General features: G+C 52.4%; 19 protein-coding genes and 1 pseudogene. 7 read left to right on the forward strand and 13 right to left on the reverse strand.

Annotation, left to right across the window (positions count from 1 at the left end; all coding sequences use genetic code 11):
• Nucleotides 1-105 precede the first annotated feature (105 nt).
• The 7 genes from B1H56_RS07775 to B1H56_RS07805 form a co-directional block, all read right to left on the reverse strand.
• A complete protein-coding gene (locus tag B1H56_RS07775; RefSeq protein ID WP_066521841.1) occupies nt 106-1443 on the reverse strand; it encodes a hypothetical protein in 1338 nt (445 codons plus the stop codon).
• A gap of 2 nt (nt 1444-1445) precedes the next feature.
• Complete coding sequence (locus B1H56_RS07780) at nt 1446-2417, reverse strand: ABC transporter permease (protein WP_066740048.1); 972 nt, start codon at nt 2415-2417, stop codon at nt 1446-1448.
• Nucleotides 2386-3945 (reverse strand): sugar ABC transporter ATP-binding protein, encoded by a 1560-nt coding sequence (locus B1H56_RS07785; protein ID WP_066521839.1) that lies wholly within the window; start codon nt 3943-3945, stop codon nt 2386-2388. The genes B1H56_RS07780 and B1H56_RS07785 overlap by 32 nt, the downstream gene beginning before the upstream one ends.
• Before the next feature lie 64 nt (nt 3946-4009).
• Nucleotides 4010-4996, reverse strand: coding sequence for a sugar ABC transporter substrate-binding protein (locus tag B1H56_RS07790; RefSeq protein WP_066521836.1), 987 nt, complete (start codon nt 4994-4996; stop codon nt 4010-4012).
• A gap of 53 nt (nt 4997-5049) precedes the next feature.
• On the reverse strand, nt 5050-6480 hold the full coding sequence (locus tag B1H56_RS07795; protein WP_066521833.1) for an aspartate aminotransferase family protein: 1431 nt from the start codon (nt 6478-6480) through the stop codon (nt 5050-5052).
• Between the two features lie 3 nt (nt 6481-6483).
• Nucleotides 6484-7773 carry an ArgE/DapE family deacylase gene (locus B1H56_RS07800; protein WP_066521831.1) on the reverse strand — a complete coding sequence of 430 codons (1290 nt, stop codon included), beginning with the start codon at nt 7771-7773 and terminating at the stop codon, nt 6484-6486.
• A 390-nt stretch (nt 7774-8163) separates the two neighbouring features.
• On the reverse strand, nt 8164-9180 hold the full coding sequence (locus B1H56_RS07805) for a LacI family DNA-binding transcriptional regulator (RefSeq protein ID WP_066521828.1): 1017 nt from the start codon (nt 9178-9180) through the stop codon (nt 8164-8166).
• A gap of 350 nt (nt 9181-9530) precedes the next feature.
• Between B1H56_RS07805 and cobT the strand changes: the two genes are divergently transcribed.
• Together cobT and B1H56_RS07815 are read left to right on the forward strand one after the other, a co-directional pair.
• Complete coding sequence (cobT, locus tag B1H56_RS07810) at nt 9531-10580, forward strand: nicotinate-nucleotide--dimethylbenzimidazole phosphoribosyltransferase (RefSeq protein WP_066521826.1); 1050 nt, start codon at nt 9531-9533, stop codon at nt 10578-10580.
• Nucleotides 10581-10587: 7 nt separating this feature from the next.
• Nucleotides 10588-11079 (forward strand): hypothetical protein, encoded by a 492-nt coding sequence (locus B1H56_RS07815; RefSeq protein WP_066521824.1) that lies wholly within the window; start codon nt 10588-10590, stop codon nt 11077-11079.
• Nucleotides 11080-11234: 155 nt separating this feature from the next.
• Here B1H56_RS07815 and B1H56_RS15225 read toward each other — a convergent pair.
• The 4 genes and pseudogenes from B1H56_RS15225 to B1H56_RS07835 form a co-directional block, all read right to left on the reverse strand.
• Nucleotides 11235-11303, reverse strand: a pseudogene (locus tag B1H56_RS15225) (IS200/IS605 family transposase); the annotation flags it as partial.
• A 178-nt stretch (nt 11304-11481) separates the two neighbouring features.
• Nucleotides 11482-13497 (reverse strand): heavy metal translocating P-type ATPase, encoded by a 2016-nt coding sequence (locus B1H56_RS07825; protein WP_066521822.1) that lies wholly within the window; start codon nt 13495-13497, stop codon nt 11482-11484.
• Between the two features lie 158 nt (nt 13498-13655).
• Complete coding sequence (locus B1H56_RS07830) at nt 13656-13952, reverse strand: ArsR/SmtB family transcription factor (protein ID WP_066521821.1); 297 nt, start codon at nt 13950-13952, stop codon at nt 13656-13658.
• The gene (locus B1H56_RS07835; RefSeq protein WP_242862040.1) at nt 13945-14565 is read right to left on the reverse strand and encodes an NUDIX domain-containing protein; all 621 of its coding nucleotides are present in this window, start codon (nt 14563-14565) and stop codon (nt 13945-13947) included. The genes B1H56_RS07830 and B1H56_RS07835 overlap by 8 nt, the downstream gene beginning before the upstream one ends.
• A 95-nt stretch (nt 14566-14660) precedes the next feature.
• Between B1H56_RS07835 and B1H56_RS07840 the strand changes: the two genes are divergently transcribed.
• The 3 genes from B1H56_RS07840 to B1H56_RS07850 all read left to right on the forward strand — a co-directional run bounded on the left by B1H56_RS07840 (nt 14661) and on the right by B1H56_RS07850 (nt 18648).
• Nucleotides 14661-16862: a bifunctional metallophosphatase/5'-nucleotidase gene (locus tag B1H56_RS07840; protein WP_066521816.1), complete on the forward strand. Its 2202-nt coding sequence runs from the start codon at nt 14661-14663 to the stop codon at nt 16860-16862.
• A 407-nt stretch (nt 16863-17269) separates the two neighbouring features.
• Nucleotides 17270-18058 (forward strand): alpha/beta hydrolase, encoded by a 789-nt coding sequence (locus B1H56_RS07845; protein WP_162938976.1) that lies wholly within the window; start codon nt 17270-17272, stop codon nt 18056-18058.
• Between the two features lie 74 nt (nt 18059-18132).
• The gene (locus B1H56_RS07850) at nt 18133-18648 is read left to right on the forward strand and encodes a ferritin (protein ID WP_066521813.1); all 516 of its coding nucleotides are present in this window, start codon (nt 18133-18135) and stop codon (nt 18646-18648) included.
• A gap of 61 nt (nt 18649-18709) precedes the next feature.
• Here the strand turns inward: B1H56_RS07850 and B1H56_RS07855 are convergent, their stop codons facing one another.
• Both B1H56_RS07855 and B1H56_RS07860 read right to left on the reverse strand, forming a co-directional pair.
• On the reverse strand, nt 18710-19333 hold the full coding sequence (locus B1H56_RS07855) for a TetR/AcrR family transcriptional regulator (RefSeq protein ID WP_066521809.1): 624 nt from the start codon (nt 19331-19333) through the stop codon (nt 18710-18712).
• A 14-nt stretch (nt 19334-19347) separates the two neighbouring features.
• Nucleotides 19348-20745, reverse strand: a complete 1398-nt coding sequence (locus tag B1H56_RS07860) for an MATE family efflux transporter (RefSeq protein WP_066521806.1) — start codon at nt 20743-20745, stop codon at nt 19348-19350.
• A 172-nt stretch (nt 20746-20917) separates the two neighbouring features.
• Between B1H56_RS07860 and B1H56_RS07865 the strand changes: the two genes are divergently transcribed.
• On the forward strand, nt 20918-21769 hold the full coding sequence (locus B1H56_RS07865) for a sulfide/dihydroorotate dehydrogenase-like FAD/NAD-binding protein (RefSeq protein WP_066521804.1): 852 nt from the start codon (nt 20918-20920) through the stop codon (nt 21767-21769).
• 2 nt (nt 21770-21771) lie between these two features.
• On the forward strand, nt 21772-23166 hold the full coding sequence (gene gltA, locus B1H56_RS07870; protein WP_066521802.1) for an NADPH-dependent glutamate synthase: 1395 nt from the start codon (nt 21772-21774) through the stop codon (nt 23164-23166).
• The last annotated feature ends 11 nt before the right edge of the window (nt 23167-23177 follow it).

Consider the following 23177-nt stretch of genomic DNA (forward strand, 5'->3'; position numbering starts at 1 on the left):
GCGGCCCTTCTTTTTTTGAACAGAATAAAACGCACAGGCGCGCCGTTACGATCCCCCAACCGATGCGGCCTGCCCGTGCGTTTCCAAAAGATGAATAGATGTTTTTTATTTTATGTTGTCGTAATATCTGATTTGCTTTAATTTACAGAACTCCACCAGTTCCTTTTTCCAGTCGCCGTACGCCATCACGCTATGGTTGCTGAGAATGTTCCCGTAAAAGCTTTCAGGATCGCAGCGAAGCTTAATAAATGCCTGCGCCCATGTCCTTACTTCCGCAAGCTCTTCTTTCGGCTTCATAAACGCTTCCCCCTGTGCGAGATTCATCACATATGTCCCGTTTTCCCTGCCAAGCGTACCGAACGTAACTTCCCCTTCCCTGCAACAGAACATTGCGCATGCGCCGCGCCCCGCGCCCATATATTCATATTGGGGCACCCAGCTCACATCCCGATAGCTTCGTGCGAGCTTTGTGGGAATCACGCCGCAATTAATCAGACGTGCAGTACCGTTTCTTATGTCGATCATATTGACATCGCCAAAAAATGCCGGGGCTCCAGATAATGTCGAAAACAGAAAGGATGAAATACCGGCATTGACACTGCATTGACATCCTGTGGTAAAGCCTGCGTCGTTGAGAAGCGCGACCGCAAGGCAGCAGGATGTATAGGTATCCATAAATTCCCCTATACATTTCACCGAACAAAAATCAAGCGCATGTTCTTCCTTTATTTGCCGGAGGGCCAGGTATACATTTGCCGATTTCAGTAAAATTTTATCCGGCACCGTAACCATGCCAAAATTTTCCCTGACATACCCGCAGACCTCTTCCGCTTCGCTTTTCCGAATACTGCGGGCTTTTTCGAGCAATACCATCTGGTCGATCTGCTCCGTTTCGATTCCGAACAGCGCTTTGATCTGGTTGGCATCCCCCGTCGTTGGATAAGCGCTGATCGTCCGGCCGCCGATCATACCGAAACGGGCGCCTCGCATCACGCGGCTTACGCGGCACGCACGCGCATAAGCGCAAATATCCTCCATCACCGCAGCGTCTGCGGGCATACCGTAAAACAAGCGGTGCGGTATACCCATTTCGGTGAGCGCTCCATGGACTACGTTGGCTCCCACGGAAGAAAATGACGCTGCCTCCGGCACGCCCCACACTGCGGCCGGCACTCCGGCAGACGCCTGCAGGGCATCCACAACATGGTCCGCTAATATCCAGGTCCCGATCAGGTAAAGGATACAATCCACATTTTCTTCGCGGTATTTTCCGGCCTGTTTCGCTACCTCGCCGCGGCTGGTGGTGTAATTTTCCGCACCTTCCGCAACACGCATCCCCTTCTCCCGCAGAGCATCCTTTGCCTGCCGTAAAAATAATTTCGCGAGATCCGTCCGTTCTCCGTCGAGACTCACACATATCAATCCAATTTTCGGCGATTCCATGGTCAGGCTCCCTTTCTCCTCAATTTATCATAGATTACGGCAATAATAATGATCGCGCCCTGAATAACGTCCTGCAGCCAGTCCGCAAGTCCAAAAAGCACCATAGCGTTTAAGAGTACGCCAAGCAGGATAACGCCGATTACGGTCCCCGCGATATTGCCGTCGCCCCCCGTAAAGCTTGTCCCGCCGATGATAACTGCTGTCACAGCCTGGGTCTCAAGACCGACTGCAGCGGACGGAAGGCCCGAAAACATACGGGATGCAAGGATCACCCCTGCAAGTGCCGTCAACGCCGAGCAAATCCCAAAAGCGAAAACGGATGTCTTGACAACGCTGATTCCCGAAAATTTAGCCGCCTCCTGATTTCCGCCAATCGCGTATACATTGCGTCCCACATTGGTTTTTTTGAGGATAAACCAGCAAACGATAAATGCAATGATACAAATAATAATCGTATTTGAAAGCCCTGCCACATTGCCGTTGCCAAAGTTGATAAAATCACTTCCCATATCAATCGGGATCGGGTAACCGCCGTTTAGGGCCACTGCGAAACCACGCAGGATCGTCGTCATGCCAAGTGTAACCACAAAGGAATGTACCTTTGCAACGGATACGATTAGTCCATTGACGATCCCTACGCCTGCGCCAATTGCAACCGCAAGCATGATTGCCGGCGCTACAGGGATTCCCATGCTGATGAACAGCGCCACCGTCATCGTGGAAAACGCCGCAAGCGCTCCCTGCGAAAGGTCGATCCCTCCGGCAAGAATTACGAACGTCATCCCAAAGCCCGTGAGGAAAATGCTGTTGTTATTTACCAGTATCTGCATCAGGTTGCTGCCTGTAAGAAATACCGGGCGGAGAATTGAGGTGATGACCATTACGATAATGATGACTGAGATCAATCCCCCATAGGATGTCAAAAATTTCTTAAAACCGCCCTTACTGCGTTCGTTCTTCTTTACCATTTCCATGTTCCATTCCCCCTGCCGTATAATTCAGAATCCGGCTTACCGTTGTCTCTTTCCCGGCAAGCTCGCCTACGATCTCTCCATTGTTCAGGACGATCACGCGGTCGCACACAATCGGTATTTCTGCAACGTCCGATGAAAACAGGATCACTCCGACCCCACCGTCGCGCAGCTTGCGGATCAATTTATAGATCGTCGTTTTTGCGCCAACGTCAATGCCGCGCGTTGGTTCGTCGAGCATCAATATTTCTGGACCCGTGAGCAATGCCTTCGAGATGACACATTTTTGCTGGTTCCCACCCGACAGCCGTCCAACCCGCTGACCAAGCCCCGCAATTTTGATTGAAAGCTGCTCCACGCTTCGCTCCGCGTCTTGCTTTTCTTTTTTTGAGTTTACGATCCCCAGTTTCGCAATGCTCTGGCGGTAAGGCTGTGCAAGGGCAATATTATCCTTTACACTGCGCATGAGTACAAGTCCCTGCAATTTCCGGTCTTCCGGTACAGTGCTGATCCGGTATTTATAGGCGTCTTTCGGGCTTTTGATCTCCGCCTCCTGCCCTTTGACAAAAATTTTCCCTTCTGCAAATTTATCGATTCCAATCAGATTCCGGAGCAGCTCCGTCTTTCCCGCTCCTACCAGACCTGTAATTCCCAATACCTCTCCTTTTTTCAACACAAATGAAATCTCCGGGCCGCCCTCTTTCCGCTTCAGGCCCTTCACCTCTAAAACGGTCTTTTTTTCATTAATATTCCCCGCCTCCGCTTCGATCTCTTTTCTCAGCGTCTCCTGCGTTTGCAGCAGCCCTTCGCCCACCATCAGTGAAATGACTTCCCGCTGGTTGGTTTCCTCTTTCCTCTTCGAGTCGATCAGCATGCCGTCGCGCAGGATCGTAATCGTATCCGCAACTTCAAAGATTTCATCCATCAAATGAGAAATATAAATAATAGCTACGCCGCGTTCTTTCAGTCGGAAGATGATCTTTTGCAGCCGGATCACTTCTTCCCTGGAGAGCGACGACGTCGGTTCATCCATGATGATGACCCTCGCGTTTTCCGCCACTACCTTGATAATCGATACAATCTGCCGGTAAGAGATCGGCAGGCTGTCAAGCCTTGCCCGGGGATCGATATCGAATTCAAGATCATCAATGACCTCCTGCGCCTTGTCATACATTGTTTTCCAGTCAATGGCACCGCTCTTCGAGGTGCTGCGCGCACCCAGCATGATGTTTTCCGCCACAGAGATCGCCGGTACGAGCGCAAGTTCCTGCGGGATAATCGTTATGCCGTTTTTGCGGGCGATCTGGATATTGTAATCGTCCATCACTTTGCCGTCGATCTCAATTGTCCCGCCGTTTTTTTGATGGACGCCCATCAATACATTGACCAGCGTGGATTTTCCCGCGCCGTTTTCACCCATCAGCGCCAGTATTTCCCCCCGCCGGAGCTTGAGGTCGACCTTTTTTAAAACAGGTACGCCGGAAAAACCTTTTTCGATTCCCGTCATATTGACGATATAATTGTTTTCCATTCTGCTTCTCCCATTCCTTTGTCCTGGGCGGTACGCTGCACCGCCCAGGACGTCAAGTTCTTTTTTATAACTCCGTGGGAAGTTTATAATCTCCGTATTTTTCAAGGAACGCCGTCGCGTCTTCCTTGAATTCGGCAATGTTGTCCTTCGTGACGGGCAGTACCGGGATCGCTTCGATCTCCGGCGTTTCTTCGCCGTTGATCGCCCTGATCGTTTCATAGACCGACATATATCCCATCGCATAAGGGAACTGCGTCACTCCGCCCTTAATTGCCGAGCCCTGTTCGATCGCGGCTGCTACTTCGTCCTCAATGTCATAGCTGACGATGGCCACCTGATCCTGCATACCTGCCGTCGTAACCGCGGAAAGACAGCCGATGGCCGGGTCACCCTGCGAACAGAATATGCCTACCAGGTCCGGATAATTTGTTAGCATGGGAGTGATTTTATTGAGGGTATCTTCACGCGTCCCATCCTGCTCGATCGAGCCCACCAGTTCAAGATTGGAATCGGCAATCGAATCCTCAAAGCCTTTATACCGGTCGTCCATCGCAACCGAGCTGTAGTTGAATTTTGTCATCATAATTTTCCCGCCCTCCGGGATAAGCTGTTTCATCAGCTCGCCTGCCGCGTAGCCGCCGTTGTAATTATCGGATGTTACCGTAGAAGCTGCGAGGTCTGTTTTATCCGGAACCGTATCGACTGCCACCATCGGGATGTCCGCTTCCTGTGCACGGGAGAGGCAGCCCGTGATCGCCGAGCTGTCTACCGTCTCCAGCACCAGCCCCGAATAACCCTGGGAAATAAACGTCTGGGTAAGGCTCAACTCTTTCTCAATGTCGCGACCCGTATACTGGATATCTACCGTGACCCCGAAGGCTTCCCCGGCCGCCTCCATTCCTTTGGCCAGCTCCTGGAAGAAGGAAATGTTGGAATCGGCAGGCATCGCGCCGATCTTAATATCCTTAGTCCCTGCGCATCCTGCAAATACGCCGAGGCAAAGCAGCGCCGCCATTGCAACGAGCAGAATCCTTTTGACTGTTCTTTTCATGTGTTTGTCCTCCATTCTTATTTTAAATATATCTGGGATATATTCAGGCTCTGTTAAAATTTCGCTTCCGCCTCCGCAAGGCACCTGCCGAGCACCTCCGTCACGAGGTCAATATCCGCTTCCGTAATGACATACGGCGGCATAAAGGTCATCCTGTTCCCGTAGTAGCTTGAAAGATTGATGAGGACTCCATATTCCAGGGCGCGTTTCACGATGTATTCCGTCTCCTGCGCCGCGGGCTCCTTGGTCTTTCTGTCTTTCACGAGTTCGATGCCAAGCCCGAGACCGATACCTTCCACGCTTCCAATCAACGTATGTTCCTTTTGCAGCTGCTGCAGGTTTTCCTTGAAATATGCGCCCTTCTTTGCCGCCGCTTCGAGCAGATTTTGCTTTTTGATCTCACGGATCGTTGTCGTCGCCGCTTTGCAGCCAATCGCGCTTCCATGCCACGTTCCCATATGCTTATCGGGATGGCCGGCCCACGCTTCCATGATCTCCCGTTTCCCAAGAACCGCGGAAAGAGGCCACACGCCGCCCGAAAGTGCTTTTGAAGTTGTAATCAGGTCGGGCGTGACTCCATAGTGTTCAATGCACCACCACTTGCCCGTCCGACCCATGCCGATCGCGATTTCGTCCGCGACAAATACGATCCCGTATTCATCACAAATTTCGCGAATCCCTTTGAAATATTCCATGGGGGCATATACGCCGCCGCCGTGGAACTGCGCCGGCTCCACAATCAACGTAGACACAAGGTTTGTTTTCGTGCGTGGGTCGTAAAGGCCGTATTCCGGGGAACGAAACATTTCGCGAAACGCTTCAAGGCAGTAGAGATCGCAGGAAGGATACTCTTTGCCATAGGCGCACCGGTAACAGTACGGAAAAGGGATTCTGGTGATATCGTTTTTTATGGTGGGGACCTTTTCCCTGTAATATGCGCACGGCGTTGCGGAAAGTCCCGCCGACATCCTTCCGTGATAGGCGCCATAGAAGGAAATAATTCCATGCTGTGGGTCGGGCGTATAATATTCCGCGACCTGAAGCGCCAGCTCCACCGCCGCGCTTCCGCCCACCTCGCTATGCACCACCGCATTCCCCTTCATTTCGCCAGGCGCGATCCCCGCCAGTTCTTTTACAAATTCTGCGCGCGGGATGGTCGGCATATCCGCAACATGCATCATTTTTTTTGACTGTTTATAGACTTCATCGATTACGGCCTGCGGCGTATGCCCAAGGCAAGAGGCTGCGAAAGGTCCGTAGGTATCAATATATTCGTTCCCATCTACATCCCACTGCCGCACGCCAGACTGCCGTTCAAATACCGGTATCCTCTCTTCTCCGTCAAACGTCGCCCGCCAATAAGTCCCGCCGCCTTCATACTCGAAAAGGTCCTTTTTGATCCCGGCCGATTTTGGTCCCGGAACCTGGCGCAATTCCCCGCATTTTTTCCCCATACATTCGCTACAGCTTTCATTCGTACACACTTTTTATACTCCCTCCTTTTTCTCCTGCCACCCGCACCATTCGGTGATGAGCAGCAGCAATACCTTTGCCGCTTCGACCAGTTTCCCAATCTCCACATATTCATTCGGCGCATGCGCCATTGCGATATCTCCCGGCCCGAACATAATCCCCGGCACACCGAAATTATTTGCCAGTACACGCATATCCGTCCCCGCTTCAAATCCATTGATTTCAGGATCCCTCCCAAGCATTTCCCGGTAACAGCCTTCCGCTGTTTTCACAAAGGGATGATGCGGATCTGTCTCTGACGGCTCATAGCGCAGGCCAAACCATTCGACGCGCGGTTTATGGGTGAGAAGCCATTCGTCTCCTCGGCACGCCTCCCACACTGCGCCTTCCAAGGATTTGCATACATCCCGGCTCGCCTCTCCGGGTACATATTCGATGCAGCCCTCCAGTATGCACGTCTCCGGGACTCCACTTGTGAATTGCCCGCCCCGGAATATTCCGAGAGTCACCGGTGCGGACAGCGGATAGTCCCCGTACATCGGATGCTTGCTGCAGATTTCCCGGTGCCGCTTCCATTCCAGTTCTTCAAGCGCGCGCGCAATTTTCATGCCCTTCTCCACCGCGCTCACTCCCTGGTACTTGGTCCCCCCATGCGAGGCTTTCCCCTCGATATACACCCTCCAGAATGCAGCGCCGCGATGTGCGGGCTGTATTTGATTGGACGTTGGCTCCGGATATATGGCGGCATCAAAATCCGTATATCCCCTAAGTACGGATGCAACGGTGCCATTTCCTCCATTCTCCTCTCCCGGCACGCTCACGATCGTAAAATCTCCTTTCAGGACTATCCCCATATCCCTGATTATCTTTGCCGCGAAAAGCGCCATCGCAACACCGCTCTTCATATCGGATGCACCGCGCCCGTAAATCCTCCCGTTCCTAATAACGCTGTGAAACGGATCGCTGTCCCACTTCTCGCGCGGATATTCGTTCACGACATCCACATGCCCGTTTACCAGCAGGGATTTACCACCTCCTGTTCCATGAAGTCCGCCCACAACAACGGGCCGTCCGTTAAAACTCTCCCCCGTTTCCGAAAATAGGCTGCTCTCCCTCATTTCACGGTCGTCCGGTTCCCACATGTCAATATCCATGCCGATTTCAGTCATAATGCGGGAAACCTCCTGCTGTACCGCCCCTTCATTTCCGGTTACACTGGGAATATCGATCAATCTCCTGCAATACTGAATCAATTGCTCCTTGTTCTCTTCAACACTTTTCTCGATTTTTTCTTTTATTTGCATTGCGCCTGTAACTCTCCTTTACGTAAACGTTTACGTTGTGCTGAAAAAAATTGATAGGACACGTTTACTGTTTTTCTTTCTTTTTCTTACATGGAAAACCTTATGCCAACTTCCCGGGAATCCGGAAGATGTGTGTGACTCCAGCTGTTTTGTTCTCAGCTGTTCCAGCAACCAGGCCTCAGGCATCCGCAGAGATCGTCCACAGCGCCCTTGCTGTATTGCATGTTTGGATTATAGAACCCCTTGCCATAAAAGTCAAGCAATTTTTTTCGCAAAATGCAATTTAATTTATTTGTTTTTTCTTTTTTTCGCAATATAAACCATTCGCACACTATAAACTCATAGATTTATGCAATTTATCCATAAAATATTTCGTTTTGATTCGAGCTATTATTCTTGTATTATTCGTTCGGCCCGTGCACATGAATGATTCACGCGCAGTTTTGCCGGAAAGACAACAAGTCTCGCCTTCCCGCTGTATTTCCCTTCGATTCGTTCAATCAACATTTTCCCTGCAATTTCGCCCATCGTTTTAAGCGGCCTGTCGATCAGGGTCAGGCTTGGCTCCAAATAATCGGCAAAATCAAAATCATCGAACCCTATCAGGGAGACATCCTGCGGGATTTTGATATTAAGGTCCTTGAGTGCTTTATACGCACCGATACACATCAGGTTATTATGCGTGATTAACGCCGTTGGGCGCGGATTCTGCCCCATCAGCTGAACCGTGGCGGCGTATGCCTCCTCTTCATTGAAGAAACCCGAGGCAACATAATTAGGCAGCACTTCAAGGCCATGTTCTTCCATTGCGGCCATATATCCGTTCAGGCGTTCTTCCCCCGGCAGATTGGTCGTCGTACCATGGATCACGGCAATCCGTTTGTGTCCCAGACCTGCAAGATAATCCACCTGCATTTTCGCGCCCGCAAAGCTATCCATTGTGACGGTATCCGCCTCGATATTCTTTTGTTGTCGGTCAAGCGCGATGATATTGGAGCCAAAATTTTTAATTTTTCTTAGCGTTGTTTCCTGCGGATCGACAAAACTTGCGACAATTCCCGCCACTCTGTAACTCAAAAACAGATCGATCGCTTCCTGCTCCTGCCGGATATCTTCGTTGGTATTGCCGATGATAATATTATATCCGTTCTTCCGGCATACGGCTTCAAGTCCCTGATACATAGAGACAAAAAACGGATTTTCAAAATTTGAAATCAGAAAACCAATGGCTTTTGAACGTGAGGTGCGCAGGTTTTTTGCGTTAATATCACGAACATAAGCATATTTATCAAGCAATTCCAAAATTTTTTGCCGTTTTTCCTGGGAAACGCCTTCTTCTCCATTAATCACACGCGATATTGTGGCTACAGATACTCCGGCCTTTTTTGCGATTTCTTTCTGATTCACCAGAACACTCCTCTTGCGCCATGATATGAAATCAATTTTTTTCGCAATCGTTTTCTCTATTCTGTTTTGCTTTTTTATTTTTATTAAGCGTTTTATTATGTGGGGAATAATTTTTGCAAACCAGATTTACGTAAACGTTTAATCTTTGTTTTTATATTATCTCTTTTTTCCCCGCCTGTCAATTACTTTTTCCCAATTTCTAAAAATTCTCTTTCAAATTTTCTATTGGCTTAAAGGAAAAAGTTATGTCATACTATTATGGGAGAATTTTAAGCTGACAGGCAGAGTACAGGCGGCGGGTTTCATTCAGGCGGTCCGCCGCCGGATATGCAAAAGGAGAATAACAGAATATGGATTATACAGATATACTGCCTTTGGACGAAAGCGCTATGACCGCGGCTCGCGGGCGCGTGGATTCCCTTTCAAAGCCCCTTGGCAGTCTTGGGCAGCTCGAAGAATATGCCGTGAGGCTGGCCGGTATCCGCGGATTTATGGGAGGCACCCTTTCAAAACGTGCCGTGCTCGTATTCGCGGCGGACAACGGCATCTATAAGCAGGGCATCACTCCCGTCCCGCAGGAGGTCACTCCCATGCAGACCGTTAACATCGCAAACGGGATTGCCGGTGTGAACGCGCTGGCGGCACAGGCGGGCGCGGAAGTCTTCGTCTATAACGTAGGCGTCGCGCAGGAGCTGAAACGCAAAAACATCGTCGATGTGCTCGTAATGCACGGAACAAACGATATGACGCAAGGCCCTGCCATGACGCGCGCACAGTGTGAAGCGGCCATGAAAGCCGGTTACGAAGCCGCGGCGGCACAGGCGTCCTGCGATGTGATCGGCCTTGGGGAGATGGGCATTTGCAATACGTCCACCACGGCCGCCGTCGCGTCAGTTTTGCTGGGAAAGTCCGTTGCTGAGATGACCGGCAGGGGAGCCGGCATTACCGACGGGCAGTACCGCAAAAAGGTCGCCGCGATCGAAAGGGCAATCGCGGTAAACGGACCGGACGCGGAAAACCCCGTTGATGTGATCGCCAAAGTGGGCGGTCTCGATATTGCGGCCATGACGGGCGCATACCTCGCCTGTGCGCACTACAGGATCCCGGCCGTGATCGACGGATTTATTTCCGCCTGCGCGGCGCTGTGCGCAATGCGCATCGCCCCTGTGAGCGTATCTTACATGTTTGCGTCGCACAAAAGCGACGAACAGGGATATGCGGCGATTTCCGAAGCCCTCGGCCTTTCGCCCGCGCTTACGCTCGGGATGCGCCTCGGAGAAGGAAGCGGCTGTCCGCTGATGTTTTATATTCTGGAAGCGTCCCTGCGTATGCTGGAAGATATGGGAACTTTTGCGGAAGGCAGTATCGATTCCTCCGAATTTATCGATCTAAGGAAATAGGAGTGCCATGAAACGTGAAATCCGGCTGAACGTCCTGCGCAACTGGCGATTTGTACTTGAATGGGCGACATTTGTCAGTATTATCTGTATGATCGTGACGTTTGCGCTTACGGCAAGCGTCCTGCCCATGCCCGCTCCTCCCGCGGATGCTGATGGCCTCATTGCAAAATACGGAATGCGCACCGTATTGTTCATCCTGTTTGCCCTGGGCGGCGGCATATGCGGGTTGTTGTTCTTATTATCCCGCTTTCCACGCCTGTACAAATATCCGGTGAAGATCAACGCTGACAATGTGGAAATCCAATACCATATTGCGAAAATCGCGCTGTGCGCTGGACAACTGATTACCGTAGTCGTAACGTGCGTCCTGATGATGCGCGTATACAACCAGAACATCACAACCGATTCCGTCGACTTCCGGGATATGCTGATCCATTCCGGAATCGCGGGCGGCGTGGTATACATGGTCTATTTTTTAACCGCGCGCCATTATAGATAACCCGGAAGGCCGATATGAAAAAACCTAAAAAGGCATGATATAAGCCAGCATCTTTAGATGCTGGCTTTCTCTTCGTTCAAGCCACATTGCATTTGTTCTTATCTACCCCTGAAGGTACCTTCCATTTCCCGCACACCGACTTTATCTATTACCTGATCCTGCAAATACTGTTCCGCATATATTCTTCGATACTTTGGGGTAAATATAATATGATATTTACATATCCGTTTACTATACGCTAAACTTTTATCCGTTTGAAAAACTCCTTGCTGTAAGCTTTGCTTTCCGCCCGTCTAACGGATGGTTTTGTTTCGAACGTTTCTCGTTCTCAACTAGTTAAAACTGTAAAAAAAAGCGGTCTCTTCACAAGCAATTGAAGCACTCTCTTCTTCATTCGTTTATTTACGATCTCAGTGCGCGCAGGGCGTTTACAACGGCAATGAGCGTCACGCCCACGTCCGCAAATACCGCCCACCACATATCCGCAAACCCGGCAATTCCAAGCACCATGACAACCGCTTTGACCGCAAGGGCGAACACGATATTCTGCCATACGATCCGCCGGGTCTTTTTCGAGATACGCACCGCCCGGGGAACGGAAGACGGTTCATCCGTCATCAGCACGATATCCGCCGCTTCGATGGCCGCGTCGCTGCCCGCGCCGCCCATCGCGATCCCTACATCCGCCCGGGCGAGTACGGGCGCGTCGTTGATGCCGTCGCCCACAAACGCCGTACTGCCGTTTTTGGCCTGGATGTGTTCCAGCGCTTCTACCTTATCCTGAGGCAGCAGCTCACAATAGGCTTCGTCCACGCCCACCTGCCGCGCGATTGCGTTTCCAATATTTTGCGCGTCACCCGTGAGCATAGCAGTGCCGATCCCCATACCGCGCAGGCCTTTGACTGCATCCTGCGCGTCCGCCTTCACTTGATCCGCGATTAGCACGCTCCCCAGGAATTTGTTGTCTTCCGCCACATAGAGCACAGTTCCGGGCTGTTCCATTTTTTCATAGGCAATGCCCTCTCGCTCCATCAGTTTTGCGTTGCCCGCAAGGACCGTGCCTTCCTCCGTTTCGGCCTTTACGCCATGGCCGGGAATTTCCTCATAGCCCATGCGCGCGCACGGCTCCCCGCCATATGCCTGCAGCACCGAGCGCGCAATGGGATGCGAAGAATCCGCTTCCGCGCACGCCGCCGCTTCCAGCACCTCTTCGCACGTGAACCCGCCAGCCGGATGCACCTCCTTGACCGCAAATTCGCCCTTCGTAAGCGTACCTGTCTTGTCGAACACCACTTCCCGCACATTCGTAAGCGCTTCGAGATAGTTTGCGCCCTTGATCAAAATGCCCTTTTTCGACGCGCCGCCAATCCCGCTGAAATAGCTGAGCGGCACGGAAACCACAAGCGCGCACGGGCAGGAAATCACGAGAAACAGTAACGCACGGTAAATCCAAACGCTCCACGCGCCCGTCACAAGTGACGGAACGATTGCCACGATCAGCGCTGCCGCACACACGACGGGGGTATAATAGCGCGCGAACTTGGTGATAAATTTTTCAGCCCGCGCTTTCTTGTTGCCCGCATGTTCCACGAGATCAAGTATCTTTGCGGCAGTGGACTCCCCAAATTCCTTCTCCACGCGAAGCTCGATCGTACCGCCGCCGTTCACGCTGCCCGCAAGCGCTTCCGCACCCTCGGAGACGTCGCGCGGAAGGCTTTCACCTGTCAGCGCGCTGGTATTGAGGGCTGAACTGCCGGATACCACGATGCCGTCAAGCGGTACCTTTTCAAACGGCTTCACAACGATAACATCGCCCACAGCAACGGCGGCAGGGTCGACCCTCCGTACCTGCCCGCCTGCTTTCAGGTTGGCGTAATCGGGCCGGATATCCATCAGCTCGGTGATCGAACGGCGGCTTCTCTCCACCGCCATATCGGAAAGTGTTTCACCTACCATATAGAACAGCATGACTGCCGTTCCCTCGGCAAAATCTCCGCTGCCCGTATAGATCCCAAGTACAAATGCCCCAATGGTCGCGACAGTCATCAGGAAGTTTTCATCAAATACTTTGCCGCGCAGGATATTCTTTCCCGCCGCTGCCAGCACGTTCGCGCCAAGCACCAGATAGGCCGCAAAAAAAATCACAAAACTGACCCACAGGTCAAGTTCCATCACGCTTTGCAGAATATAGCCGAACACAAAGACCGCCACCCCGATGATAAGGCGCGTCAGATAGCTTTTCTTTCCTTCTTCCGCATGCGCATGGTCATGGCCGCACGCACACCCGTGCTCATGTTCATGCTCATGGCCGCAGCATCCATCTTCATGGTGCTCATGGCGGTCGCGGCGGTCATGGCCGCTGTGAGCTCCGCATGCGCATGCTTCATCCGCCTGAATGTGTACATGTTCGCGTTCCATTGCCGTCCTCCTTCATATGAATACATGTTCATTTGTTCATATGTATTATACCACATCCTCCCCGTTTGTAAACCCATTATTTGCTTTTTTCCGCAAAAATTTCCCCTCAACAAAAAAAGGCGGTGATCCGTCTTTTTTTTGTGATTTCAAAATGCCTTCTAATGCCTTACATGCTCGAGCACCTGGTCGATCACATGCAGGACGTGCTCGTCGTCGAGGCTGTAATAGACATTTTTCCCATCCTTGCGGTTTTTGATAAGGCGCGCAGCCTTGAGGTTCCTGAGCTGATGCGACACCGCGGATTGTTCCATCGCCAGCGCCTCGCACAAATGGGCCACGCACAGTTCCCGATTATGCAGCGCAAGCAATATGCGAAGGCGTGTCTGGTCGCTGAGCATTTTAAAGATCACGCTCATAGTTTCCAGTTCCCCGTCCGTCACCCTTCGTTCACTCATGAGCTTCCGCCTCCGTCCTGCCGGCCTCGCGCTGGAGCTGTTCAAGAATAATATATGCCTTGAGCACGCAGGCCACCGTTTTTGCATCTTTAAGCTCCCCCTTCAGACACATTTCTACTGCCCGCCCGAGCGGTATTTTTTCCACATTGATAAACTCGTCTTCGTCGAGGCACTGTTTTCCCTGTTCGATATTGACCGCGAGATACATATGTATGGATTCGTCGCAAAAGCCTACACTGGAATAAATTTCGCCAAGCGGCATCATGTCCGCCGCGATGATCCCCGTTTCCTCCCTTAGCTCGCGCAGCGCTCCATCATAAGCATCCTCCCCTTCCACGTCGAGCTTCCCGGCCGGAAGCTCGAGCATGGCTTCCTGAAACGGATAGCGGTACTGCCTTACAAAAAACAGGTTTAGGTCTCCGTCGACCGCACACACGCATACGCCGCCCTGGTGCCGCACAACCTCGCGCAGCGCTTCCTTTCCGTTTGGCAGGCGCACCCTGTCCTTCTGTACCTTGATAATTTTCCCGTCATATACCGTTTCCGAAGAAATCGCCGTCTCTTTCAGTTCCATCGTTTCCTCCCGCCGTTCTTTTTTTCTTAATCTTACCATGCCTTTTACCGAAAATCCAGCGACATGAAAATTGCATAGCGTACGCTTTTTTGATATAATGCAGGAAACGCTTCATCATTGAATATGGAGGCATTATGCGTCTTGATAAAGTGCCGGCCTTGCTGCTGGCGTTCCTGTTTTTTATTATGATGGTTCCCGGCCTTGCGTCCGCGGCTCCTGCGGTAGATGAGACCGTCATCAATATTTACCATACAAACGACGTCCACGGCCATGCCGTCGGCAACGAAACGTCTATCGGCTATGCGCGGCTCCGTACGATGCTGAAGGGAGACGAATCCGACGGCCGTCTTGTGTTCGACGCAGGCGACGCTTTTTCGGGTACGGCTTTTGCCAACCTCAGCGACGGCAAAAGCATCGCTGCCCTGATGGAGCAGGTCGGATATGACGCGATCACCCCCGGAAACCACGATTTCGATTACGGCAGCGAAACCTTACAGCGGCTTCTCTCGGATTCCGAGATCAACGGCCTTGCCATCAATATCCTCAAGGACGGGCAGCCCATGTTCGAGCCTTACCGTATCTTCCAGGAGAGCGGGATCAAAATCGGCGTGATCGGTATCGCGACGCCGCAGACGGCAGAGACGGCAGACCCGCGTGATCTTTCAGGCGTCACTTTCCTCGACGGAGAACCCCTTTTCACCTCGGTCCAGAGCGCGGTCAACGACCTGCGCGCACAAAATGTGAACGCCGTCATCGTACTTTCCAGCCTTGGCACGGCGGACAACGCGGGAACGAGCAGCGTGGATATTGCCACCGGCGTAAGCGGGATCGACCTTGTGATCGACGGACACTCCCACGATACTTACGCCAACGGTTATATTTCTTATCCCGGCTATATACAGGGCAGGACCCCCCTGATCGTTCAGGCCGGGAAAAATTTTGAAAACTTCGGGATCACCAGCCTCACCTTCGATTCCAAAAAAGTGTTGACCGGCGTGAACAGCCGCCTAGTCGACGCCGGGGAGGCTTCGGGTTTTTCGCCGGATAAGAACGTCGCAGAAACAATTATTGAATATGAAAAGGAACAGCAGCCTATCATGGGGGAAAAGATCGCCGCTACGCCTGTTTTCCTCAACGCGGAGCAGGCGTATATCCGCACTGGAAGCACGAATTTCGGGCAACTGTGCACGCAGGCAATGCTGGAGGATACGGGGGCCGATTTCGCGCTCGTGAACAGCGGCATCATTTCCGGATCCATTCCGGAGGGTCCGGTTTCCTTCGGTACCCTTTACAACGCCATCCCTTATGATAACCTTATCGTTACCACGGAAATGACGGGAGCGGAGCTTAAGACGATGCTCAACGCGCGTATGCTGATTGGAGAAAGCGCGTTTCCCCAATTCGCGGGTTTTGAGGTCACGGCACGGAAATATTTGAACGACGAGGGAAAATCTGCAGCGGTGGTCCAGACGCTTACGAAGAATGGGAAAGAGGTGGCAGATACCGACCGTTTCACCGTCGCCGTGATCGATTTTATCTATTACGGTGGGGACGGCTATGAATTTACCTCCCCCGTTTTAGAGGAAAGCTCCACACTGTTCAGCGTCGTTGCCGATTATCTGAACAGCAAATCTGATGAAGAGCTTCTCGCCCTTTCGGATGCCTCCAACCTTACGCTCTGGGAGGAAACCATCGATACGGACAATGTGATCGCCAAACTGGAAGCAAACGTACCGGAGGATGTGCATGTATTCCTTAACCAGACGACGGTTGTGCCGGAAAGCGTCGTTTACCCATTGATCGGACAGGACCGGAACCTGGTATTCACCATCAACGGCGAACGCCCTTATTCCTTCAGCTTTAACGGGCTCAGGCTTTCCGTGCCCATGAACATTAACCTCTCCGCCAGTGTTTCGCAGGAGCCGCCGCAGGGGAAACGCACCGCGTCGTCCGCGGATAAAAATGCGGTATTCCTCAACCTTGCTCGAAACGACGCCCTGCCCCCGGATACCAATATCAGTATTTATGTTGGCGACGTTTATCCGCCTGGATCCTTGGTGTACCTGTATTATTATGATATCAACCGGGATATCCTTCCCCTGAACGAAAGCGGAATCGAGGTGGATCAAGCAGGCAACGCGGCTTTTCCCGTAAACGCGGGGGTCACGTATCTTCTGAATTCAAGGCTGCTCAATGCCGCCACAATCTTTGAGAATCCAACGGCTGAGCACCCGTTTTTTCTTGGAGTTGCGGTTCTAGTCCTTGTATTCGCCGCATGGGTCATATTTTTCCTGATTACCAAAAAAGGAGCGCAGAAAAATAGGAAGCAGCAATAGGGCCGTTCATTGGGCCGTATGTTTTTTTGCTGAAATCCCAAATTCCGCGTATTCGGCGGCGCCGGGCTCCGTATAGTATAGGCCCTCCGTGAGCGCAAGTTGGCCTCTATCACAGAAAAACGGCCTTATTTCAACGATTGAATGCTACGTGACGTAAACGAAAACGCACAGGACGGGAGTGTACACCAGGCATCGTGAAGACAGTATTCAAGTGGATTGCAAAAGCGTTATCGACAGGGCTTTCTTTTGTGTTGCTTCTTTGGCCTTTTTCTCCCCGGCCCGCGTGCTGGTTTTTAAGGAACGTATTCCGCTTTGGTACTTATATACGGCCAAAGGACTATTCCACTCTTCGCGCGCGTGTCAAAATCACGCGCAGTCTCCGTTATGCTTCCTCCTGTCAGAAATGCGTGCTCGACGTAATTTCCCCCGTTGCGCCTGCGACGGGGCCGCTGCCCGTGGTGTTTTGGCTTCATGGGGGCGCATATATCGGGGGCGACAAAGCGGATGTGGAAGGCTACTGCGTTCAGGTCGCCGCGCAGGGGTACCATGTCTTGAACGTCAACTACCCCCTTGCGCCCGAAGCAAATTATCCGGCCGGGGTGCGTGCCGTGGCAGATGCCTGTTCTTTTGCCGCCGCCCGGGCGGACACCCTGGGGCTGGACCTTTCCCGCGTCTATTTTGCGGGCGATTCCGCCGGCGCGCAGATGTCCGCGCAGTTCGTAACGGCGCAAATCGATATGCAATATGCGCGGGATGCCCAAATCCCGCAGATCGTGCCCCGGGAGAGCATCCGCGGCGTCGGCCTTTTCTGCGGTCTTTACGACGTGGCGGCATATGCCGGGAATTTTGATTCGCACACCCCGGTCTCCTATGTCGTGAAACGTATCTTTTGGGGCGTGATCGGAGACGCAGAGTGGCGGCACGGACCGGAGCTTGAGGAGGCCTCCGTCCTGCGGCACATCCCGCCCTGCGGATTTCCGCCCGTTTTCCTGACAGACGGCAATATCGGCACCTTTACCGAACAGGGAATGGCTTATGCCGACGCGCTCCGCGCCTGCGGTACTCCTGTCGAAGACACCTTTTACCCGCGTTCCGTGACGCTCCTGCCTCATGAATACCAGTTCAATATGCGGCGGGCGGCAGCGCGGGACGCCTTCCGGCTTTTCATAGAATTTCTGGAGCGCACAAAAAAATAGTTTTCGTTTTTTCCCGTGTGGTATTATAATAATATCGAATCAAATTTACATTATTTTTAGGGGGTAAGTTTATTATGATTAGCAAAAAAATGGAAGACATGCTCAATGAACAGGTGAAAAACGAATTTTTTTCCGCCTATTTTTATCTCTCTATGGCCGCATGGTTTACGTCCAGGAACTTAAGCGGGTTTGCGAACTGGTATACCGTGCAGGCGCAGGAGGAACGCGACCATGCGACGATGCTGATGAATTATATTCTGCGCGTAGGCGGAAACGCGGAATTCCGCGCAATTGAAGCTCCCGATACGGACTTCAAATCTCCCATGGATGTTTTCGAGAAAACGCTGGCGCACGAGCAAAAGGTAACGGGCATGATTAATGACCTAATGGCGGGCGCACTCGATGAGCGCGACTTCAAAACGCAGCAGTTTCTGCAATGGTTCGTAAACGAACAGGTCGAGGAAGAAGAAAACGCAAACGGCCTGATCGAAAAGCTGAAGATCAGCGGCAACAGCGAAGCAGGCATCCTTTATATGGACAGCGAAGCGGCATCGCGGGTATACACTCCCGCGACGCAGGCCGCGAACTAAGAAATATCAAAAAACAGCGAAGCGCGGCTTCGCTGTTTTTTATTTTTTGTGCTTTTCCCGGTCAATTTTTTTCTTTCTTTGCCCGCCTTTTGCGCACCGTTTTCTTCACCTTGCTTTGCTTTTCCGCATAGGCGATAAACATATCGTATACAAGGGCCGACCGCCTGTCGATATCGCCCGCTCCATAGAGGGAAACGGCATTCAGCATCCCGAACAGCAGCTCGGAGAGCACAGTGCCTTCCTCCTCCGTAAGCTCCGTCCCACATTCGGAAAACACGCGGGTAATGAGTTCGATCAGAAGCTCCTGCACCTGCCGGCGGATGCCAAACAGCGTACGCTCGATATATTCCTTGTCCGACTCGAAATTTACAACCTGGTTGATTACATCCTGCGGCGTTTCCACCATGCGCGCGATAAAGCAGTAAATCGCCCCATAGAGCGCTTCCTTTGGTTCTTTGCCGAACACATTGCGCATAAAATCGTTCATGATCTGTTCGATTTCCCCGGCAAGCACCTGGGCGAGCAGCGCCTCCTTATCGTCGAAATGCGTATATACCGTTCCTACTGAAAGCCCACTGACCTCGGCGATCCGGCGCATGGAAAGGCTATCATAGCCTTCCTCATGGTAAATTTCAAGCGCCGCATTGATAATTTTTTGCGTAACATCCTCTATTTTCTTGGGCATAACCGATTCCTTCCTTATTGTTCCGCGCCGGGATCCAGGATTCCCAACACATATTCCTCTTTTGTTGTCCTGATAAAGCGAAATATCCTTACAGCCAGGATCGCGGCGATCATGCCGGAGATTATATCCGCCACAAGCGGGGACAGCATAATGCCGAAAAGTCCCAGTACATTGGCCAGCACGAGCACTGTGGGGATAAGGCATACGCCCTGCCGTGAAATAGACAGGATCAGCGCGCCGCCCGCCTTGCCGAACGCCTGGTGCGTCATCAGCATGATAAGCGTAAACGCCGTGATCGTAAAGCCTGCGGTGAACCACCTGAGCGCGGGTACACCGATTTCCATTACATATGCATCCGTGGTGAACAGCCCCATCAGCTGCGGTGCGAGGGTATAACACGCGAGCGTTACCAGCGCCCCGATGCAGAGCGCAACCGCAATGCCGAATTTCATCGCAGTTTTAAGGCGTTCAAATTTGTGCGCCCCGAAATTATATCCCGCCACAGGCTGGTAGCCCTGCGAAAAGCCAAACATCAGGGCAAACCCCAAAAACTGGATACGGTTCACAATGCCGAAAGCCGCTATTGCCGCATCTCCGTACGGCTTTGCGCATACGTTGATAACGGCGAATCCGATCGCCGCAAGAAGCTGCGTCAAAAACGTGGACGACCCGACGCGCACGATATACGAAACGATCTCCCGCTCGAACCTGAAGCCCTTCAACCGGAATTTTGCAACCGTCTTTTTCCGCCAGTAGTTGGACGACAGGATCGCGAATGAAACGGCCTGCGAAATCGCCGTCGCGACGGCAGCCCCCATAACGCCCATGTTGAAGGTGAAAATAAAGACTGGATCGAGAATCATATTGAGCACCGCGCCGATTACCATCCCCACCATGGACTGCACCGCGCTGCCTTCCGCACGCAGCAGGTTGTTAAAGGCCATATTGGTCAGCTGCACCGGCGAGGCAATGAGCAGAACCAGCGCGTAATCGAGTGCAAGATCGATAGTATCTCCCGACGCGCCGAGCGCAAGCAGGATCGGTTCGGCAAAGATTCCCCCGGCTACGGCGACAAGGATCCCCGACAAAAAGGAAAGGATGATGGTGGTAGTCGCCGTGCGCCCCGCTTTTGCCTTTTCCTGCGCGCCGAGAAGCCGCGAAAGATAGGCCGCGCCGCCCGCCGCAAACAGAATCGAGAGCGCCTGCGTAAGAAGCATGATCGGCATATAGACTGATACCGCCGCCGTACCGAAGTAGCCCTCCGGCGACATGCTGACAAAATAGGTGTCCGCCATGTTGTAGATCGCCATCACAACCATGCTGACAATGGCCGGAACTGCAAGTTTCACGATTGCGCCGGGTACCTTTGCCGTACCCATCATCTCCGCGCGCTTGTCTATTGTTTGCTCCATCTCGTTTCTCCCGCGTCATTTGCAAACTGAACGTGCGTTCATTTACATTTACAATATTATTATGCCCGTCTCCCGATGTCAACCGTTTATTTGACACTTGTAACTCCCCAGCCCTTTCGTTTATAATATTTAAGTACGAAAATTCAGACTATTATGTAATGGGGAGATCATTATGTTTAAAATTTTAAAGAAAGAAACACTGGCAAACGGCATCACCAAGATGGTCATCGATGCTCCGCTGATCGCCAAAAAGGCACAAAGCGGTCAGTTCCTTGTCCTGCGCACGCACGATAAGGGCGAACGTTTCCCGCTCACCATCGCGGATTTTGACCGTGAAGCCGGAACCGTAACCATCATCTTCGCACAGGTCGGCAGGTCCACCAAGCAATTGGGCGCCTTACCGGAAGGCGGGGAAATCCTCGACGTGGTCGGGCCGCTCGGGGTCGCTTCCCACTTCGACCCGTCCATCAAAAAAGCCGCGGTCATCGGCGGTGGGCTCGGCTGCGCGATCGCGCTTCCGCAGGCAAAGCATTTGAAGCAGATGGGCGTTTCCGTGGATATGATCGCCGGCTTTAAGACCAAGGATATCATCATCCTCGAAAAGGAAATGACAGCGGCTTCGGACAACCTTATCATCACGACGGACGACGGTTCGTTCGGGATGCACGGCTTTGTGACGGACGCCCTCAAAAAACAGATCGAGGACGGCGTAAAATACGATATCGTGGTCGCGATCGGCCCGATCCCAATGATGAAATTTGTCTCCCAACTGACCCGCGAATACGGCATCAAAACGATCGTCAGTATGAACCCGGTCATGATCGACGGCACGGGGATGTGCGGCGGCTGCCGGCTTACCGTGGGCGGCGAGACTAAATTTGCCTGCATTGATGGCCCGGACTTTGACGGACACCAGGTGGATTTTGACGCGGCGATGCGCCGCCTTTCCATGTATGACGGCATGAAAGAGCGCGAGGAAGACTGCAGGCTGATCCAAATGGCAGATAAGGCGGAGGACAAATAATCATGGAAAGAAATATGTCGCTTGAAAAGGTAAAAATGCCTGAACTTGATCCGAAGGTGCGCGCGACCAATTTTGAGGAAGTCGCGCTTGGATATACGCCCGAGATGGCACAGGAGGAAAGCAACAGGTGCCTTGAATGCAAGAATAAGCCGTGCGTATCCGGCTGTCCCGTACAGGTCAATATCCCCGAATTCATCCACGAAATCAAAGAAGGCAATTTTATGGCCGCATATCAGAAGATCGTGGAGACGAACGGCCTGCCCGCCGTATGCGGCAGGGTATGCCCGCAGGAAAGCCAGTGCGAAAAATATTGCGTGCGCGGCAAAAAGGGCGAACCCGTGGGGATCGGCCGCCTTGAACGTTTCGCAGCGGATTTCGCAATGAGCCAAGGCGCGCTCGGCGCAAAGGACGCCGCCCCCAAAAAAGGGAAAAAGGTTGCGGTTATCGGCAGCGGTCCGGCGGGGCTTACCTGTGCCTCTGACCTCGCCAAAAAGGGATACGACGTTACGGTATTTGAAGCCTTCCACACCGCAGGCGGCGTTCTGAAATATGGAATTCCTCAATTCCGTCTTCCCAAGGAGATTGTTGACCTCGAGATCAACGTTCTCAAGGAAATGGGGGTGGAAATCAAGCTGGATATGGTCATCGGCAAAATCCTTACCATCGACGAGCTTAAGGAAATGGGTTATGAGGCGATCTTTATTGGCAGCGGCGCGGGGCTGCCGTCTTTTATGAACATCCCCGGCGAAAATCTGAATGACGTTTATTCCGCAAATGAGTTCTTAACGCGCATCAACCTGATGCACGCTTACCAGTATCCATCCTACGATACGCCGATCAAGCCTTACCAGGGCGTGGCTGTCATCGGCGGCGGAAACGTGGCGATGGATGCGGCGCGCTGCGCGAAACGGCTTGGCGCAGGACATGTGTACATCGTATACCGCCGCAGTGAAGCGGAAATGCCTGCGCGCCTTGAAGAGGTGCATCACGCGAAGGAAGAAGGCATCGACTTCCGGTTGCTCGAAGCACCCGTCGAAATCCTCGGGGACGAGCATGGCAATGTTGTCGGTATGAAGGATGTGCGCATGGAGCTTGGAGAGCCTGACGCTTCCGGACGGCGGCGCCCCGTTGTCATAGAGGGCAGCGAATATGTTCTTCCGGTGGATGCGGTGATCGTTGCGATCGGGCAATCCCCCAATCCGATGATTAAAAATTCCACACCTGCCCTGAAGACACAGCCTTGGGGCGGCATCATCACCAACGAGGAGACGGGCGAGACTTCTATTCCCGGCGTTTATGCGGGCGGCGACGCCGTGACTGGCGCGGCGACGGTAATCCTTGCAATGGGTGCCGGCAAGACCGCCGCCAATAGCATAGATAAATATTTAAGTAAATAGTTTTTTGTTCC

Source organism: Christensenella minuta, assembly GCF_003628755.1.
GTDB classification, from domain to species: domain Bacteria; phylum Bacillota; class Clostridia; order Christensenellales; family Christensenellaceae; genus Christensenella; species Christensenella minuta.